Annotated in this window: 20 protein-coding genes; 16 read left to right on the top strand and 4 right to left on the bottom strand. The window is 44.3% G+C overall.

Annotated elements, in window-relative coordinates; all coding sequences use genetic code 11:
- Positions 1-8 precede the first annotated feature (8 nt).
- From ctaD to HF888_RS15075, 3 genes are read left to right on the top strand one after another with little or no spacing between them, the layout of a single operon-like run.
- Entirely contained in the window at positions 9-1,577 is a 1,569-nt protein-coding gene (gene ctaD, locus HF888_RS15085) for a cytochrome c oxidase subunit I (protein ID WP_007018192.1), read from the top strand.
- 10 nt (positions 1,578-1,587) lie between these two features.
- Entirely contained in the window at positions 1,588-2,091 is a 504-nt protein-coding gene (locus tag HF888_RS15080; protein WP_007018191.1) for a cytochrome c oxidase assembly protein, read from the top strand.
- A 15-nt stretch (positions 2,092-2,106) separates the two neighbouring features.
- Entirely contained in the window at positions 2,107-2,991 is an 885-nt protein-coding gene (locus HF888_RS15075; protein WP_040297888.1) for a cytochrome c oxidase subunit 3, read from the top strand.
- Positions 2,992-3,000: 9 nt separating this feature from the next.
- On the opposite strand, the gene HF888_RS15070 is transcribed toward HF888_RS15075, so the two are convergent.
- Positions 3,001-3,186, bottom strand: coding sequence for a DUF2909 family protein (locus tag HF888_RS15070; RefSeq protein ID WP_007018189.1), 186 nt, complete (start codon positions 3,184-3,186; stop codon positions 3,001-3,003).
- On the opposite strand from HF888_RS15070, the gene HF888_RS15065 reads away from it, so the two are divergent.
- From HF888_RS15065 to thiL, 13 genes are all read left to right on the top strand, one after another.
- On the top strand, positions 3,185-3,829 hold the full coding sequence (locus tag HF888_RS15065) for an SURF1 family protein (RefSeq protein WP_007018188.1): 645 nt from the start codon (positions 3,185-3,187) through the stop codon (positions 3,827-3,829). The two genes, HF888_RS15070 and HF888_RS15065, sit on opposite strands and share 2 nt — an antisense overlap.
- A complete protein-coding gene (locus HF888_RS15060; RefSeq protein ID WP_007018187.1) occupies positions 3,829-4,269 on the top strand; it encodes a hypothetical protein in 441 nt (146 codons plus the stop codon). Before HF888_RS15065 ends, HF888_RS15060 begins: the two co-directional genes overlap by 1 nt.
- Before the next feature lie 10 nt (positions 4,270-4,279).
- Entirely contained in the window at positions 4,280-5,236 is a 957-nt protein-coding gene (locus HF888_RS15055; RefSeq protein WP_007018186.1) for a COX15/CtaA family protein, read from the top strand.
- Positions 5,237-5,264: 28 nt separating this feature from the next.
- On the top strand, positions 5,265-6,176 hold the full coding sequence (gene cyoE, locus HF888_RS15050; protein ID WP_007018185.1) for a heme o synthase: 912 nt from the start codon (positions 5,265-5,267) through the stop codon (positions 6,174-6,176).
- A gap of 182 nt (positions 6,177-6,358) precedes the next feature.
- Positions 6,359-6,964 (top strand): Yip1 family protein, encoded by a 606-nt coding sequence (locus tag HF888_RS15045; RefSeq protein WP_007018184.1) that lies wholly within the window; start codon positions 6,359-6,361, stop codon positions 6,962-6,964.
- Positions 6,965-7,090: 126 nt separating this feature from the next.
- A complete protein-coding gene (locus HF888_RS15040) occupies positions 7,091-7,741 on the top strand; it encodes a flagellar brake protein (protein ID WP_007018183.1) in 651 nt (216 codons plus the stop codon).
- 147 nt (positions 7,742-7,888) lie between these two features.
- The gene (nrdR, locus tag HF888_RS15035) at positions 7,889-8,416 is read left to right on the top strand and encodes a transcriptional regulator NrdR (protein ID WP_007018182.1); all 528 of its coding nucleotides are present in this window, start codon (positions 7,889-7,891) and stop codon (positions 8,414-8,416) included.
- A 3-nt stretch (positions 8,417-8,419) separates the two neighbouring features.
- Complete coding sequence (gene ribD / locus HF888_RS15030) at positions 8,420-9,532, top strand: bifunctional diaminohydroxyphosphoribosylaminopyrimidine deaminase/5-amino-6-(5-phosphoribosylamino)uracil reductase RibD (RefSeq protein WP_007018181.1); 1,113 nt, start codon at positions 8,420-8,422, stop codon at positions 9,530-9,532.
- A gap of 10 nt (positions 9,533-9,542) precedes the next feature.
- On the top strand, positions 9,543-10,196 hold the full coding sequence (locus tag HF888_RS15025) for a riboflavin synthase (protein WP_007018180.1): 654 nt from the start codon (positions 9,543-9,545) through the stop codon (positions 10,194-10,196).
- 28 nt (positions 10,197-10,224) lie between these two features.
- The gene (gene ribBA / locus HF888_RS15020; RefSeq protein WP_007018179.1) at positions 10,225-11,340 is read left to right on the top strand and encodes a bifunctional 3,4-dihydroxy-2-butanone-4-phosphate synthase/GTP cyclohydrolase II; all 1,116 of its coding nucleotides are present in this window, start codon (positions 10,225-10,227) and stop codon (positions 11,338-11,340) included.
- Between the two features lie 25 nt (positions 11,341-11,365).
- Entirely contained in the window at positions 11,366-11,833 is a 468-nt protein-coding gene (gene ribH / locus HF888_RS15015; RefSeq protein ID WP_007018178.1) for a 6,7-dimethyl-8-ribityllumazine synthase, read from the top strand.
- Positions 11,833-12,300, top strand: a complete 468-nt coding sequence (nusB, locus tag HF888_RS15010; RefSeq protein WP_083771922.1) for a transcription antitermination factor NusB — start codon at positions 11,833-11,835, stop codon at positions 12,298-12,300. Before ribH ends, nusB begins: the two co-directional genes overlap by 1 nt.
- 56 nt (positions 12,301-12,356) lie before the next feature.
- Positions 12,357-13,274: a thiamine-phosphate kinase gene (gene thiL, locus HF888_RS15005; protein WP_007018176.1), complete on the top strand. Its 918-nt coding sequence runs from the start codon at positions 12,357-12,359 to the stop codon at positions 13,272-13,274.
- Positions 13,275-13,337: 63 nt separating this feature from the next.
- On the opposite strand, the gene HF888_RS15000 is transcribed toward thiL, so the two are convergent.
- From HF888_RS15000 to tatC, 3 genes are all read right to left on the bottom strand, one after another.
- Positions 13,338-13,922 (bottom strand): LPP20 family lipoprotein, encoded by a 585-nt coding sequence (locus HF888_RS15000; RefSeq protein WP_168367078.1) that lies wholly within the window; start codon positions 13,920-13,922, stop codon positions 13,338-13,340.
- A 112-nt stretch (positions 13,923-14,034) separates the two neighbouring features.
- Positions 14,035-15,348 (bottom strand): sodium-dependent transporter, encoded by a 1,314-nt coding sequence (locus HF888_RS14995; RefSeq protein ID WP_168367077.1) that lies wholly within the window; start codon positions 15,346-15,348, stop codon positions 14,035-14,037.
- 127 nt (positions 15,349-15,475) lie between these two features.
- Complete coding sequence (gene tatC, locus HF888_RS14990) at positions 15,476-16,258, bottom strand: twin-arginine translocase subunit TatC (protein WP_007018415.1); 783 nt, start codon at positions 16,256-16,258, stop codon at positions 15,476-15,478.
- Between the last annotated feature and the right edge of the window lie 2 nt (positions 16,259-16,260).

The raw sequence follows: 16,260 nt of genomic DNA, 5'->3' as shown, positions 1-16,260 counted from the left end.
GGGGCGTTATGTCACAGGATCATCATCACGGCCCAGATAAAGGTTTTTTACGCTGGGTTTATACAACCAACCATAAAGACATTGGCACCATGTACATGCTGTTTGCCCTTGCTGCACTTTTGATTGGCGGCATTATGGCTTTTGTAATTCGTGCTGAGCTTTTTCAACCAGGTTTACAGCTGGTTGATCCAAACTTTTTCAATCAGATGACCACCATGCATGGTTTGATTATGGTATTTGGTGCCATCATGCCGGCGTTTGTTGGCTTGGCAAACTGGCTTGTACCCATGATGATTGGCGCGCCGGATATGGCATTGCCAAGGATCAATAACTGGTCTTTCTGGCTACTGCCGTTTGCCTTTGGTATGTTGTTGTTTACTTTATTTATGGAAGGCGGTGCACCCAACTTTGGTTGGACCTTCTATGCGCCGTTAAGTACTGATTACGCTCCACCTAGCGTTACCTTCTTTATCTTCGCAATTCACATGATGGGTATCAGTTCTATCATGGGTGCGGTAAACGTGATCGTTACGATTGTGAATATGCGTGCTCCGGGCATGACGTATATGAAGATGCCGTTATTCGTATGGACCTGGTTAATTACTGCATTCTTGTTGATCGCAGTTATGCCAGTACTTGCTGGTGTGGTAACCATGATGCTGATGGATATTCACTTCGGTACATCATTCTTCAATGCTGCCGGTGGTGGTGACCCTGTTATGTTCCAGCATATTTTCTGGTTCTTTGGTCACCCAGAAGTATACATCATGATTCTTCCTGCCTTCGGTGTTGTTTCTCATATTATTTCTACGTTTAGTCGTAAGCCACTATTCGGTTATACCTCCATGGTTTGGGCGACAGCGTCGATTGCTATCTTGAGCTTCATCGTTTGGGCACACCATATGTTTACCGTTGGCTTGCCTTTGGTGGGTGAGCTGTTCTTCATGTACAGCACGATGCTGATCGCGGTACCGACTGGGGTAAAAGTCTTTAACTGGGTCACGACGATGTTTAAAGGCTCAATGACTTTTGAAACGCCCATGCTGTTTGCGATTGCGTTTGTAGTGTTATTTACCATAGGTGGTTTGTCGGGTTTGATGCTGGCCATCGCACCAGCGGATTTCCAATACCATGATACTTATTTTGTGGTGGCCCACTTCCATTATGTTCTGGTGCCAGGTGCATTATTCAGCATTATGGCTGCCGTCTACTATTGGCTACCTAAATGGTGTGGCCGCATGTATAACGAAGCTCTCGGTAAATGGCATTTCTGGATGAGCTTCATTGGCGTTAACATCACGTTCTTCCCAATGCACTTTGTCGGCTTAGCAGGTATGCCGCGTCGTATTCCAGACTATGCATTGCAGTTTGCGGACTTCAACGCGATTGTCAGTGTAGGTGCCTTTATCTTTGGTTTAAGCCAACTATTCTTAATCGTGAATCTCTACAAAACGGTGATTCTCAAACAAGGTGAAAAAGCGACGGATAAGGTTTGGGAACAACCTGAAGGTCTGGAATGGGAAATTCCGAGCCCTGCGCCATATCATTCGTTTACCGAACCACCGGTTGTGAAGTAGGAGTAAGCCAATGAATAAATTGTCTGCTTGGAAGTTAGCCCTTGTTCCTATTGCCATGTTTGGTTTTGGATTCGCTCTAGTGCCGCTTTATGACATATTTTGTGAAGTGACTGGATTGAACGGCAAGAACTTTCAAGTGGGACAAGAATCGGCTGAAGTAGATACTAGTGTTATTAAACACGCCAAATTGCAATTTTTGGCAGATCCTAACAGTCGTGATCAATGGCAGTTCAAGCCAGAGCATAAGTCCCTGCAGTTAACCTCTGGCGACATGATTTTAACCTACTACGAGTTAACCAACCCGACGGATGAAACCGTCACTGTGCAAGCCGTACCCAGTGTGGCTCCAGGTGAGTGGGCCGAGTATTTGGTCAAAATCGAATGTTTTTGTTTTAACCAGCAAGTGATCGAACCAGGGGCAACCGTTAAGTTGCCCCTACAGGTTACCCTTAGCGCCAAAGCGCCTGAAGACGTTAATCACTTGTCTCTTTCATACAGAATATATCGCAGTTAAGCGCGGAGGTGCTCAATGGATACACCTAGATATTATGTCCCTGCACGCAGTCATTGGCCTATTTTTGGGGCAATAGCAGTCTTTTTAACAATCTTTTCAATGGCTCAGATTATTCACCAATCGAGTCAAGGGCAGGTAGGAGCATTGCCAGTGATATTGGCAGTGGTGGCTGCTTTTTTAATGCTGTATATGTTGTTTGGCTGGTTTGGAGAAGTAGTAAGTGAAGGTTTACGCGGTCTCAATAGTGAGCAGTTGAAACGCTCTTTCCGAATCAGTATGGGCTGGTTTATTTTCTCTGAAGTGATGTTCTTTGCTGCTTTCTTTGGTGCCCTATTTTATGCACGTGTTTTGTCTGTGCCTTGGTTAGGGGGAGAAGGGGATAAAGGCGTGAGTAACATGCTATGGGAAGGTTTTGTCGCCCATTGGCCGTTGTTGAAAACGCCGGATATGAGCCTTTTCCCTGGCGCTATGTCAACGATTGAAGCGTGGAAATTGCCGTTCTTCAATACTGTTTTATTAGTTGTTTCGAGTTTAACACTCACGCTTTCCCACCATGCTCTGCGTGCAAAAGATAAGAAAGGCACTCTATTATGGTTAGGCATTACGTTGGCATTGGGTGTTGCTTTCATGTGCGTGCAAATTTACGAATATGGTCACGCATACGGAGATCTTAATCTAACGTTGGAAAGTGGCATTTATGGTTCTACCTTCTTTATGTTGACTGGCTTTCACGGTCTGCATGTGACTCTCGGCGGCATCATGCTATTTGTCATGTATTGGCGTGTAAAAGCAGACCACTTTACGCCTGACGATCACTTTGGGTTTGAAGCGGCAGCTTGGTATTGGCACTTTGTAGACGTAGTGTGGTTGTTATTATTTACTTTTGTTTACGTCATATAATATAGAAAATTAACCGTGTCGGATGTACATCAGTATGGCGATTGAAATAAGCGCCATTGCAGCGAAAAAGACACGGTATTTTAGCGATTGGTATGTTTTCACCGAGCTATTTTTTGATGTAACTAGGTGATACATACCAATAAACAGCGCAACGATGCTGCACAATAAGAATAATAAAATAATGAGTTCAAGCATGGTTATTTCCTTTCGGGAAAAACAGTTATCTTTCCGGCCAGTGTATACCCTAATTATGCTAGTAGGTATTGGTATTTGCTTGTGGGCTGCTCAATGGCAGTATTTCAAAGCACAGGCATATCAACAACCAGTGATTCCCAGTATCCAATTAACGGGTGAATTTTTTAACGAAACAACCCGCTTCTTGGATAATCAAACATTGAATGGCGATGTGGGTTATGGTGTTCTCACTGTTTTTAAATCAGGAAAACAATTCTATTTAATTAATAGAGGCTTCTATGAATATCAGGACCGGTATTCGATGCCTGATATTAGCCCTGTCAATGGAGTCGTAACACTTCGAGGAAAGCTAACCACACCGGCTCAACCTCTAGTATTGGATACGACGGTAAGTGACCCAATAAAAAAACGAATTCAAAGTATTAATGTTAAAACTTTGTCTAATGAGCTAGGTATCTTGATTAGCCATTATATTGTGCAGTCAGAAGGGAAGGGATTATTAACGCCGCTTCCTGTTCGTGATCCGTATTTAAGTGAACACAAACATCTCGGTTACGCGTTGCAATGGCTGTTACTTGCAATCGCTGGCTTTGTGATTCTGTTGTTCGCAAGTATCAATAAGAAAAATAAAAAGGAAGTATAATGAAAAAGCGGTTACCTCTCCTCATTATGTTTTTCGTTTTAGCTGCGCCCTTTGCTGCTTCGGTTGTGATTTTAGATGATCGTGCCGGGCTGCATCCATCCAATTCGGATACACGAGCCAAAGGCAATTGGTTGAGCGAAAGCCATTTTGTTACACCTTCGCAAAATAACCATTGGAAATTACTTTGGCGGAAACAGGACTGTCAACCCAATTGTGACGATTTTGTTAACCTAATGCGCCGATTAAAAATGGCGACAGGTAAATATCAAGATAGTGTCGAGCTAGAAAGCCTGCCAAGCGATATTCTAAAGCAAAAATCACAAGGAATTTTTATTGCTGATCCCAAGGGACTTTTACTTCTATCCTACTCGGCTGATGACGATGGTGCCTATAAGGCGTTAAAGGATATTAAAGTTCTAATGAAACACAGCGGGGTATAGGGAAGTGAATATGCGCCGTTTTGCACTAATGAATATATTGCTCGCATTGGTCGTTATTACGCTAGGAGCACTCACACGATTAATGGATGCCGGTTTGGGTTGCCCCGACTGGCCAGCTTGCTATGGTCATTTTATTCCCAAGCATAATGAAGCAGCCATGGGTTTTACTTTGTGGGAATTTGATTCAGTAAAAGCTTGGATGGAAATGATTCACCGCTATGCGGCGTCTATCTTAGGACTCACAATTATTATTCAAGCGATCCTATTGTTTCCACGCTATTTAGGAACTGTGCGTTGGCTTGCTGTGTTTTTAGTGGGCTGGGTCATTCTTCAAGGTATGTTTGGTATGTGGACCGTTACTTGGCGCTTATGGCCACCAGTCGTAAGTGCTCATCTTTTGGGTGGTGCTATTACATTAGGCGCTCAGTTTTTAATTTGGCGAAGCATCACCAGTAACCGTGATCCAAACTGGTTTAGCCCATGGAGTGCATTCGCGCTTGTTGTATTTTTGCAAATGGCATTGGGAGCTTGGACCTCATCTCAGTATGCGGGATTGGCTTGCCCAGACTTTCCAACTTGTCAGGGACAATGGTGGATTGAAATTGACGAAGGTGTTTTACATGCACCAAAAGTGGAAGGTGATGAATACCTAGGCGGCATTCTTCCCATGCAAGACCGTATGGCGATTCAGTGGCTACATCGATTAGGGGCAATAGCGGTATTAGTAATGTTCGCTTATTTGTGGTGGCGAGAATCACAGCATAAAAAGGCGCTAGCGTTCGTCAGCGTTTTCCTAGCGGTGCAAGTAGTTCTAGGGGTTTTGAACGCGGTTTTATTACTGCCGCTAAGTTTGGCGCTACTTCACAACACCTTTGCAATGCTGCTCTTGATCAGCGTATTAAACGGTTTTGTTTTCCGAACAGAAGAGAAAGACGAAGAAGTCATCGCAGAAGAAATGTTGGCATAACAATAATAAAGAATCAGTGGGGACTGCCATGGAAAAAGTATTAAAATTTGGCGAATTAAAAAACGCTTTTTCGTTAAAAGACTATTTCGCTATGACCAAATTCAAAGTGGTTTTGGTCATGTTGTTTACCGTTTTAGTGGGCTTTTTATTGGGTAGTGATACCAATATCAATTTATGGTTGATGACCTGTACGCTGCTTGGTGTAGCTGGGTGTGCTATGAGTGGCGCAGTGCTGAACCATTTAATTGATCGTTTTCGTGATCAGAAAATGCAGCGTACTAAGCGTCGCCCGGTAGCCAGCGGAAAAGTCAGTACTGAATCAGCCTTTGCGTTTAGCATGCTGCTTTTGACCGCTGGGGCAGGTCTATTGTTTTGGCAAGTGAATGCGCTTACCGCTTGGTTATCTATCGCTTCCATGTTTGCGTATGGTGTTATTTACAGTCTATGGCTAAAACCAGCGACGCCTCAAAACATTACAGTAGGAGGTTTGGCTGGAGCAATGCCGCCGTTACTGGGGCATGCTGCCATTGCAGGTCACGTCGCGCCGGAGGCTTTACTATGGGTATTGATTATTTTCACTTGGACGCCGCCGCATTTTTGGGCTCTAGCTATCTACAAGCGTGATGATTATGCCAAAGCTGACGTCCCCATGATGCCTGTTACTCACGGTATAGAGTTCACCGCATTCCAAGCATGGTTGTATTGTTTACTATTATGCGTAGTCAGTGTCATGCCTGTTTTAATTGGTTCTCAGGGGCTGATTTACTTAGTTATGGCCACGTATATCAACGCCAAATTCACGTGGCTGACCTATCGCATGTGGTGTGATCCTAGCAATACTCGAGCCCGAAAAACCTTTAGGTATTCCATTGTTTATATTATGTGGTTATTTGCAGCTTTGTTGTTGGATCATTATGTTCAGCTGATTGCTTTTTCATAGGCTTACAGCAATAGTGGTAAAGGTAACCAAAATCATACACAAGCAAGATTTAAAACGCCTTGCAAACTGATTAACAAGAGGATTCGGGAGTATTCAAGTAGTAACAAAAAAAGAGGGGCAAAAGTAGTAGACCCGCAAATATAACAAAAACGACCACACCATATTTTTTAAAGGGGACGGTTATGTATTTTCAACATATGTTTGGGCTGCTGTATCATCCAAAAGCCGAATGGGATTCCATAAAAAAGGAACAGCATTCACTCACTCACATTTATTTAACTCACCTAGCAATTCTTGCTTTAATTCCACCATTTGCCCTCCTAGTGGGGACAACACAGTTTGGTTGGAGCTTTATTGGTAAAGAGTTTTACTATCTGACATTCGAATCGGCATTGCCATTAGCAGTGGGATTTTATTTTGCATTGTTAGTGGGCATGTATTTAATGGCCTATTGCACTTACTGGATGGAGAAGACCTTCGGTGCTGATGCTAGTCTAGAGCGCTGCTTATTATTCACCACTTATACATCAACTCCGATGTTCCTTTCAGGATTAATCGGTTTGGTACCGATTCTGTGGCTGGACGTTTTTGTGGTAATGGCAGCAGTTGCTTATACCGTGTATTTGCTATACGCAGGTGTGCCAATCTTTATGAATATTCCAGAGGAGCGTGGTTTCATCTTCGCGAGCTCCATACTTACAGTTGGCTTATGTGCGTTGGTGGGGCTTATGGCCGCAACAGTAGTGCTGTGGAGCATCGGTTTTTCTCCGCAAATTATTATGGGATGAGACTTTCTTAATTAGGGTAAAGGCCAGCTTAGCTGGCCTTTTTTATGTCTGTTTACTGGTTACCCAATCGAGCTTTCCTGTTCTAGACTCAATAGTATGCGAGAAAATTTAGGTTGTTAGTATTACATGGAAGAGCAGCAAGCCGACTTTTGGGACCTGAAGCTATTACCCGGTCAAATCCTTTATCTTGAGTTTGAAGGTTATACAAAAACCCGAGAGAAATCGGTGCTGGTTGGTTATCGGCGTAATGGCTCATTAATTGTCACCACGCCCTATGAAAATGGTACACCAATCAAAGTTAGAAATGATGAACCAATTAATGTGCGCTTATTTGTCGGTAAACGTAACAGTGCATGCGCCTTTCAAACACATGTGCTGTTTGCAACCAATGTTCCGTTTCAACATATTCACCTCAAAATGCCTGATTACGTGATCACCGGAGAGATTCGCAAAAGTGTTCGCGCGGAAGTGGAGATTATCAGCCGCTTGAGTTTTGAGGGGAATGGTGAGGTAAAGAATACGACTGCTAAAATCCTGGATCTAAGCTTTAACGGTGCTCGCATTGCAGGTAAGCGCTTTGAGTTTGAGGCAGGCACCGCTATCGACTTGGAATTTGAACTGCAGGTGGCCGGTATTGAAGTAACGGTAAACGTTCCGGGGGTCGTACGCAGTATACAAGAGATCGATAATGGTATGTCTGCGGGTGTTCAATTTGAGGATGTGGATGATCTTCATAAAATTGCCATTCAAGCATATGTTTTGAGCCAGATTAATTAGCATCGAAGCTGTTACACGCGCAACACACTGATTCATCACTAAAAATCCATCAAAACCCCGTGTTCTCTCGCTTCTCTTGGTTTTAACTAAGGTCGCAACAGGCTATAATTCGCCCCCTATTTTTAGCTCTTTAACACAGGATTTGCCATGCGCTGTCCCTTTTGCGGTGAACAAGATACCAAAGTAATCGATTCTCGCTTAGTTGCCGAAGGTGACCAAGTGCGTCGACGCCGCCAGTGCCAAGCCTGTGATGAACGATTTACCACGTTCGAATCTGCCGAATTAGTCATGCCTAAGCTCATCAAGAGCGATGGCACCCGCGTTCCTTTCGATGAAGAAAAGCTTCGTGCTGGTATTCAGCGAGCCTTAGAAAAGCGTCCTGTCAGTGTTGAAGACATTGAGGCTTCCATTAATCGCATCATGGCTCGTGTTCGTGCCACTGGCGAGCGAGAAGTCCGCAGTTTACTGGTTGGCGAAATGGTGATGGATGAACTGCGTAAGCTTGATCAGGTCGCTTATGTCCGATTTGCTAGTGTTTATCGTCAATTTCAAGACATAGATGAGTTCCGCCAAGAAATTGATCGCATTCGACATGATAAACGCAGTAACGATGCGCAGTTAGATATTCTGGCCGAGGAAATTACAGATAACGTGGCCGAAGGATCAAAACACTAGCCTATGCCATCTCATATTGATTTTATGGCGAGAGCCATACAACTGGCCAAGCAGGGTTTATACAGTACTGACCCTAATCCTCGAGTAGGTTGTGTCCTGGTAAAAGAGGGCAACATCATCGGCGAGGGCTATCATGTGCGTGCTGGTGAAGGACATGCAGAGGTCAATGCTTTAGCGCAGGCAGGCAGCGCAGCTCAAGGCGCCACTGCTTATGTGACATTGGAACCCTGCAGTCATTTTGGGCGAACGCCGCCTTGTAGTGACACTCTGATAAAAGCAGGCATCCGCACTCTGGTTTGTGCGATGCAAGACCCCAATCCAGAGGTTAGCGGACGTGGTTTTGAGAAAATGCGCGCGGCAGGCATTGAGATTATCTCCGGCGTGCTTGAGAGCGAAGCCAAGAAGTTAAACCCAGGCTTTATTAAGCGCATGTCGGGCGGCCTGCCATATGTGCGGGTGAAGATCGCTTCTAGCTTGGATGGCCGCACAGCCATGGCCAGTGGTGAAAGCCAATGGATCACAGGAGGCAATGCACGAGCAGATGTGCAGCGGTTACGCGCACGCAGTAGCGCTATCATTAGTGGTATCGACAGTATTCTTGCTGATGACTCATCATTAACTGTACGTGAAGATGAATTGGCTCTGGCCGATGCTGAGCTTGCAAAGCGTGCCATTGAAAAGCAGCCCCTGCGAGTGATTCTGGATAGTCATGGACGCATTCGGCCTGATCATAAAGTTGTGAATCAATCTGGGCAAACCCTCGTATGCGTTCGACACGGTGTGCAGTTGCCCAATTTTGTAGAGAGTCTAGCCTTAAATCATGGGGAATCAGGTCTTAATCTACGTGAACTGTTAAAAGCCCTTGCGGATCGTCAATGTAATGAAGTTTTAGTGGAAACGGGTTCGACATTGGCGGGTCAATTTATCCAGCAGGGCTTAGTGGATGAAGTAGTGCACTACATGGCGCCATGCTTAATGGGCAGCGAAGCTCGTCCAGTATTTGCTATGGACATCGAAACCATGGCGGACAAAATACCAGTCCAGATTAGCGATGTTCGTCATTTTGGAAACGACATACGCTTTACGTATACGCTTCAAAGCCAAAATAAAGATTGAGTTAATTAATATGTTTACTGGAATCATTGAGGCCCAAGGGCGAGTAGAAAGAAAGCAAGAGAAAGACGGCGATCTAATGGTCACCATCAGTAGTCACTCACTTGATTATAGTGATGTAAAACTCGGAGACAGCATTGCGGTAAACGGTGTGTGCTTAACGGTCGTTGCCCAGAATGGCAATGCTTTTGATGCAGACATCAGTAATGAAACTCTAAGCTACACTCGATGGTCAGATATTCAAGTTGGTGAAACCGTTAATTTAGAAAAAGCGTTAATGCCAACCAGCCGCTTAGGTGGCCATATTGTGAGTGGACATGTGGATGGCATTGGCGAAGTTATGTCACGGCAGGAAGACGCCCGCAGTATTCGCTTTTTAGTAAAAGCACCACAGGATTTAGACAAGTACATTGCGCATAAAGGCTCCATCACCGTGGACGGAATTAGTTTAACGGTGAATAAAGTGACAACAGACGGATTTGAATTGAACATCGTTCCGCACACGGCGAAAGAGACCACCCTGTATAAAACAAAACCGGGTGACAAAGTGCATTTAGAAGTGGACGTCATTGCACGCTATTTAGAGCGTCTGATTAATCCACAGCAGACCACGAAAACCAGTCATGTAAGTGAAGCTTTTTTAGCGGAACATGGTTTTTTAGGTTAACACCCATTTTTTTGTATTTGAGATTGTTATGTCATTAAACAGTATTGAAGAAATTATTCAGGATATTAGCGACGGTAAAATGGTTATCCTTATGGATGACGAAGATCGCGAAAACGAAGGCGATATTATCGTTGCGGCAGAAAAAGTAACGCCAGAAATCATTAACTTTATGGCCAGCAAAGCCCGTGGTTTGATTTGTCTTACCTTGACGCCTGAACGTTGTGACTTTTTAGGTTTGCCATCCATGGTGTCCGGTAATGGTTCTAAGTTTTCAACACCGTTTACCGTGTCCATTGAAGCTGCCGAGGGTGTTACCACAGGTATTAGCGCGGCTGATCGCGCTGTTACTGTTCGCGCTGCGGTAAACCCTATGGGTAAGCCTGATGACATCGTACAGCCAGGTCACATCTTTCCTTTGCGAGCACAGGCGGCTGGCGTATTAAGCCGAGCGGGTCATACTGAAGCGGGTTGTGATCTTGCTCGTTTGGCGGGCCTGCAACCCAGTTCGTGTATTGTTGAGATCATGAATGAAGACGGTACTATGGCGCGTCGCCCTGAGCTGGAAGAATTTGCTAAAGAACATGATATTAAAATCGGAACGATAGCCGATTTAATTCAATATCGCATGGCTAATGAGCAAACCATCGAGAAGATCAGCAGTGATACATTGCAAACGGTTTATGGCGATTTCTTGTTGCACGTTTATCGAGATACCATCAATCAAGATACCCACCTAGCGATTACAAAAGGCGATGTGGAAGCTTGTGAAGCACCGTTAATTCGTGTGCAAGCTGCTGAAACACTGCGCGATCTATTAGGTGCGGTTATGCCCAATTCACACAGCTGGTCCATGGCCAATAGCTTGCAAGCCATCGGTGATAGCGATGCAGGTGCATTAGTTATGCTGAACGCTGGAGAGAAAGAAGACGTGGCAACGGCGATCGAAACCTTCTATGGCCGTCAAAAGCCACAACGCACAACAGATGTAGATAGCTCAGGCGCATATGTGACGATAGGTACTGGCTCACAGATTCTGCGTGATTTAGGTGTGTCTAAGATGCGCTTATTGAGCAGCCCAATGAAATTTGCAGGGATATCAGGCTTTAACTTAGAAGTCGTTGAATATATCCCTTGTGAGAAATAATTTTTAAAATAGGAATTGATAAAAAATGAAAACAATTAGCGGAAACTTTGCCCCGATGGAAGCCAAATTTGCCATCGTTCAGACGACTTGGAACGAGTTCGTTGTAGATAAATTGGTTGATGGTGCAGTCCGTGGCCTGACTCGTCACGGTATTAGCGAAGACAATATTACACTTGTCCATTGTCCAGGTGCATTTGAAGTGCCATTAGTGGTAAAAAAATTAGCACAAAGCGGTGAGTATGATGCTGTGATTGCACTGGGTGCCGTGATTCGTGGTTCTACACCGCACTTCGATTACGTGGCTGGTGAAGCGGCGAAAGGTTTAGGCCAAATCACTTTAAATACTGAAGTGCCTGTTTCCTTTGGTATCTTAACTGTTGATACGATTGAACAAGCGATTGAACGAGCAGGTACTAAAGCAGGAAACAAAGGTGAAGAAGCCGCGATGTCTGCTTTTGAAATGGTTAGCTTATTACGTCAACTGGAGGCTTAATGAAACAGACTCCAATTTCGAGAAAAGAACACTCAGGGCGCCCTAATCCAGGCGCTCGCCGTAAGGCGAGACACTTCGCTATGCAGGCTTTATATCAATGGGATTTGGCTGGAGCAAGCTTAAGCAATATCGAAGCGGAATTTCTCACAGACAATGATATGTCCAAAGTGGATACAGAATATTTTCGTGATATTTTACGCGGCGTGCCGAGAGAGCTAGATGATTTAGATGAAAAATTAGCGCCATGTTTAAGCCGTAACATGCAAGAGGTAACGCCTGTTGAGCGTGCGATTCTTCGCTTAGGCGCGTATGAATTATTACATCGTATTGATGTACCATATCGCGTGGTGATTAATGAAAGTGTGGAGCTCTCTAAAAAGTTTGGCGCTAATGAAAGCCATAAATTTATAAATGGTGCGTTGGACAAACTCGCACAAGCAGTACGTGTTGTAGAAATTAAAAAGTAATCGCTAGTTATTTCTATACAATTGTGGGTAGCAGATAAAAATAAAAAGGAAATGCTGTGAACGAATTCGATATGATTAAGCAGTATTTCCAAGACCCGCAATTACATTTCCCTCATCCCAATGTCCGGTTTGGTATTGGCGACGATTGCGCATCAATTTTGCCCGACGAAAATCATGAACTTGTTTTTTCCATGGACACCTTAGTGGATGGCGTACATTTTTTGCAAACATCGAATAGCTTCGATATTGGCACTCGTGCGTTGTGTGTAACCTTGAGTGACTTAGCCGCTATGGCAGCAACCCCCATAGGTTTTACATTAGCGTTAACGATTCCAGAGGCGCACTCTACATGGTTGCAAGGGTTTTCCCAAGGCTTGGCAGAAATAGCTCAACGATTTCACTGTCCCATTGTTGGTGGTGACACTACTCGTGGTCCTCATTGCGTGATTACCATTCAGGTACATGGCCAAGTGAAAAAAGGTAAAGCCTTGATGCGTTCAGGAGCTAAGCCCGGTGATAAAGTATTCGTCAGTGGAGACCTTGGTGATGGTGCTGGAGCGTTATCACAGGTATTAGAAAACCCGTTAGATTCAACTGGATTGGCGCAGCGCTATTTCCAACCATTACCTGAAATTGAATTTGCTCAAGCCATTCAATCCTACGCAACCAGTGGGATGGATATTAGTGATGGTCTGCTTCAAGACCTAGAACATATTTGTCGAGCAAGCCAAGTCGGGATGATGATTGATCCCGAAAGCATTCCAATGTCAGCGGACTTAATCGACAAGGTGGGTTACCAGCGAGCAATGAAGTTTGCTCTAACGGGCGGTGATGATTATCGCCTTGTTTACACTGCACCTGATTGCGCTCATGGTATACAAATTGGTGAGGTGGTAGCAGAACCTAAGTCGGTCAATGTTTCAGGTTTGGATGCCGATGATTTGCTTAGCACCGGATACCAACATTTTCGCTAGCAAAGCTATTCTTCAGGCACAAAAAAGCCAGCGTTAGCTGGCTTTTTGATTCACGATAGTGAACTATTGGTTTTCCATGTTGGCGATTTCTTTAGCCAACTCATCAAACCCTTTCTTGGCTTGGAACTTCTGCCACATTGCACGCTCGTTATTCATAGACGTCTTAAGGGCTGTCTCATGAATCTTACTGGCCGCTTGATCATCAAGACCGACTAATACATACAGCGCACCATTCGGGCTACGACGAGTTTTGTAGATACGAGTACCAACCAAGCTCTCATTAGTGATTTGCTTAGTAACAGATGAATTTACTAGATCAACGGTTTCACTATCGGCTACACCTGTGGTTTCAGCAAATTGCTTCACCATGTTTTGTACTTGTACTTTCATCATTTGCGCTAGTTGCACGCGAGCTGCTGCAGTAGCTTGTTGTTTCATGAAGTTAATACCAGCACCAGACTTATCTGCAGAGCCTACAGCTGATACCGCAAGACCATCTACTGGTTCATCACATACCCAGCCAGGCGCTGCAACTTGCGGTGCGTCCGGGAAGGTACAATCAGGCACAGCAGCTTGTTTTGGGCTACTTGAACATGCAGCCAATGTTGCAGCTAAAGCACTAACAGAAAGAATACGTAACAAGGTCATCCTTATCTCCTTGAAGGAAGGGTTATGAGTTCCATAACCATAACCAATAACTGGGTTTCTCGCCACCTCGGAGTGCGACAAATCGTGAAACAGTCAGCTGTTTTTATGAATCTTAAAACCAGCCAAGGTTATAGGCTAGGCCAAGGCTTACCAATGGAATAATAACGAATACATGTATACGCCAAACTTTCCAGAAGCGTTTACGCTGATAGCCCTCGCCCATGAGCGCTTTCAAGATATGATGTTGGCGAATGTACCAAGCTAAAACTAACGTAATTAATACACCGAGTAGGGGTTGCATGTAATTCGTGGTGAAGGTGATTAGTGTGCCAAACATTTGCGCCATATTTTGTGTTGTAAACCCTATGACGAGCGCGGCAACGGCGGTAACAGCGATTAGGCATGCTTTACGGTTTAAGCCAGTCTTTTCTTGTAGGGTATTGACTGGAGGCTCCATCATAGATATCGATGATGTAATGGCTGCGATCAAGAGCAATACAAAAAACAATATGCTTATCAATAAGCCAGTCACACCTAAGTTTGCGAATAGTGCTGGTAGAATATCAAACACTAGTTTATCTGAGCCGATTAATTGTCCAGCGCCATTAAACACTGTAATACCCTGTGCTTGAGCCGCACTTAATGCAGGTAAAATGAGCAGGCCAGCCAAGAATGCTACAGAAGTATCCAACAGTGTCACACTGGCAACCGTTTTTGGTAGACCGCGACTGCGTTTAAGATAAGCGCCATAGGTCATCATTCCGGTAACACCAATGGACAAAGAGAAAAATGCTTGTCCTAAAGCACGACCTAGTAGCTCAGGTGATAATTGTGAAAAATCGGACGTAAAGTACCAGCTAATACCTTTACTGGCGCCATCTAATGTTAGCACCCAGATAATCATAATGATCAACAAGAGTAACAATGTGGGCATAAGAATTTTGGATAAGCGTTCTATACCATTTTTAACGCCTAAAACGATTACACAGGCAGTTAAGGCGAGAAATCCATATGCGCTCAACCACAAGGGGATGCTTGGCATTGCTATATTCAGCAAGGAGTTTACTTGCTGAATGACTGCGTTCATGATCCAAGCACCGACGACGCTATAAAAGCTGAGAATTAAAAGAATCGTTAACGTGCCGGCCCAACCGATACCTGCTAGAACGATACGAGATTTGGCTTTTTGAGTTAAACGAGACAGCGCGTCAATGGGATTGGCTTGTGCTAAGTTGCCAATGGTCACTTCAGCCAAAAGCATGGGGTAGCCCACCAAGACAACCATGGCAAAGTAGATTAAGAGGAAAGTACCGCCACCATTGTTTGCTGCTTCAGTAGGAAAGCCCCAAATATTACCCAAGCCCACGGCGGAACCAGCTGCAGCGGCAATAAAGCCAAGTTTTGATGTGAAATGTGCATGCGCCATGAGAAGGGAAAATCCTATATTAGCTATTACAAGGGCTGCGGGTCTGGACAGCTCGAAAAATTAGCGGCGAATTCTCCCACAGAGGGGTAAAACCTGTCTACAAGGTCAGATAGCTTGTTACAAAAAATTATAAAGAGGTTTGCTCGTCTTCCGCAGAATCAGTTTTGCGTTTTTGCACAAGATTGCCGAACAAAATACCCGCCTCAAACAATAGATACATAGGCAAGGCCAATACAGTCTGACTAATGACATCCGGCGGTGTCACTAGCATTCCTACCACAAAGCAACCAATGAAGATGTACGGGCGTTTTTCTTTGAGGCTTTCTACTGTGGTAATACCAGCCATGATCATAAGTAAAGTGGCCACAGGTATTTCAAACGCGATGCCAAAGGCAAAAAATATTTTTAAGATGAAATTAAGGATATTATTGATATCGGGTAAAAAACTCACGCCTTCTGGCCCAATAGCCGTAAAAAAGCCAAACACGATAGGCAATACGATAAAATAAGCGAAGGCTATGCCGGCATAAAACAGCAGGATACTGCTTAATAGCAATGGAATGGCAAAGCGTTTTTCATTTTGATAAAGACCTGGGCTAATAAACGCCCATGCCTGATGCAAAATAAACGGGATCGCTAGAAAAACGGCAGCAAACAAGGATAATTTGAAGGGGACCAGAAAAGGCGAGGCCACCCCAGTCGCAATCATTGAGCTTTGTTCAGGTAATAAGTCTTTCAATGGCTGAGAAACTATCAAATATAGCTCGTTAGAAAAGCTATAAAGACCGGCAAATACAATCAACACCAGAAGTAATGATTTAAGCAAACGATTGCGCAGCTCAATTAAATGACTAATAAGCGGCTGTTCTTGCTGCATGCGCGCTTTTTCTTCTTTGCTTTGCTTGGCCATGA

The organism is Bermanella marisrubri, assembly GCF_012295615.1.
Classification (GTDB): Bacteria; Pseudomonadota; Gammaproteobacteria; order Pseudomonadales; family Oceanobacteraceae; genus Bermanella; species Bermanella marisrubri.
This window is presented reverse-complemented; position numbering and strand designations above follow the sequence as displayed.

Excerpts from the sequence above, each read along its gene's own strand:
- ctaD (WP_007018192.1), top strand. The coding sequence starts at position 9 with ATGTCACAGGATCATCATCACGGCCCAGATAAAGGTTTTTTACGCTGG.
- HF888_RS15080 (WP_007018191.1), top strand. The coding sequence starts at position 1,588 with ATGAATAAATTGTCTGCTTGGAAGTTAGCCCTTGTTCCTATTGCCATG.
- HF888_RS15075 (WP_040297888.1), top strand. The coding sequence starts at position 2,107 with ATGGATACACCTAGATATTATGTCCCTGCACGCAGTCATTGGCCTATT.
- HF888_RS15065 (WP_007018188.1), top strand. The coding sequence starts at position 3,185 with ATGGTTATTTCCTTTCGGGAAAAACAGTTATCTTTCCGGCCAGTGTAT.
- HF888_RS15070 (WP_007018189.1), bottom strand. The coding sequence starts at position 3,186 with ATGCTTGAACTCATTATTTTATTATTCTTATTGTGCAGCATCGTTGCG.
- HF888_RS15060 (WP_007018187.1), top strand. The coding sequence starts at position 3,829 with ATGAAAAAGCGGTTACCTCTCCTCATTATGTTTTTCGTTTTAGCTGCG.
- HF888_RS15055 (WP_007018186.1), top strand. The coding sequence starts at position 4,280 with ATGCGCCGTTTTGCACTAATGAATATATTGCTCGCATTGGTCGTTATT.
- cyoE (WP_007018185.1), top strand. The coding sequence starts at position 5,265 with ATGGAAAAAGTATTAAAATTTGGCGAATTAAAAAACGCTTTTTCGTTA.
- HF888_RS15045 (WP_007018184.1), top strand. The coding sequence starts at position 6,359 with ATGTATTTTCAACATATGTTTGGGCTGCTGTATCATCCAAAAGCCGAA.
- HF888_RS15040 (WP_007018183.1), top strand. The coding sequence starts at position 7,091 with ATGGAAGAGCAGCAAGCCGACTTTTGGGACCTGAAGCTATTACCCGGT.
- nrdR (WP_007018182.1), top strand. The coding sequence starts at position 7,889 with ATGCGCTGTCCCTTTTGCGGTGAACAAGATACCAAAGTAATCGATTCT.
- ribD (WP_007018181.1), top strand. The coding sequence starts at position 8,420 with ATGCCATCTCATATTGATTTTATGGCGAGAGCCATACAACTGGCCAAG.
- HF888_RS15025 (WP_007018180.1), top strand. The coding sequence starts at position 9,543 with ATGTTTACTGGAATCATTGAGGCCCAAGGGCGAGTAGAAAGAAAGCAA.
- ribBA (WP_007018179.1), top strand. The coding sequence starts at position 10,225 with ATGTCATTAAACAGTATTGAAGAAATTATTCAGGATATTAGCGACGGT.
- ribH (WP_007018178.1), top strand. The coding sequence starts at position 11,366 with ATGAAAACAATTAGCGGAAACTTTGCCCCGATGGAAGCCAAATTTGCC.
- nusB (WP_083771922.1), top strand. The coding sequence starts at position 11,833 with ATGAAACAGACTCCAATTTCGAGAAAAGAACACTCAGGGCGCCCTAAT.
- HF888_RS15000 (WP_168367078.1), bottom strand. The coding sequence starts at position 13,922 with ATGACCTTGTTACGTATTCTTTCTGTTAGTGCTTTAGCTGCAACATTG.
- HF888_RS14995 (WP_168367077.1), bottom strand. The coding sequence starts at position 15,348 with ATGGCGCATGCACATTTCACATCAAAACTTGGCTTTATTGCCGCTGCA.
- tatC (WP_007018415.1), bottom strand. The coding sequence starts at position 16,258 with ATGGCCAAGCAAAGCAAAGAAGAAAAAGCGCGCATGCAGCAAGAACAG.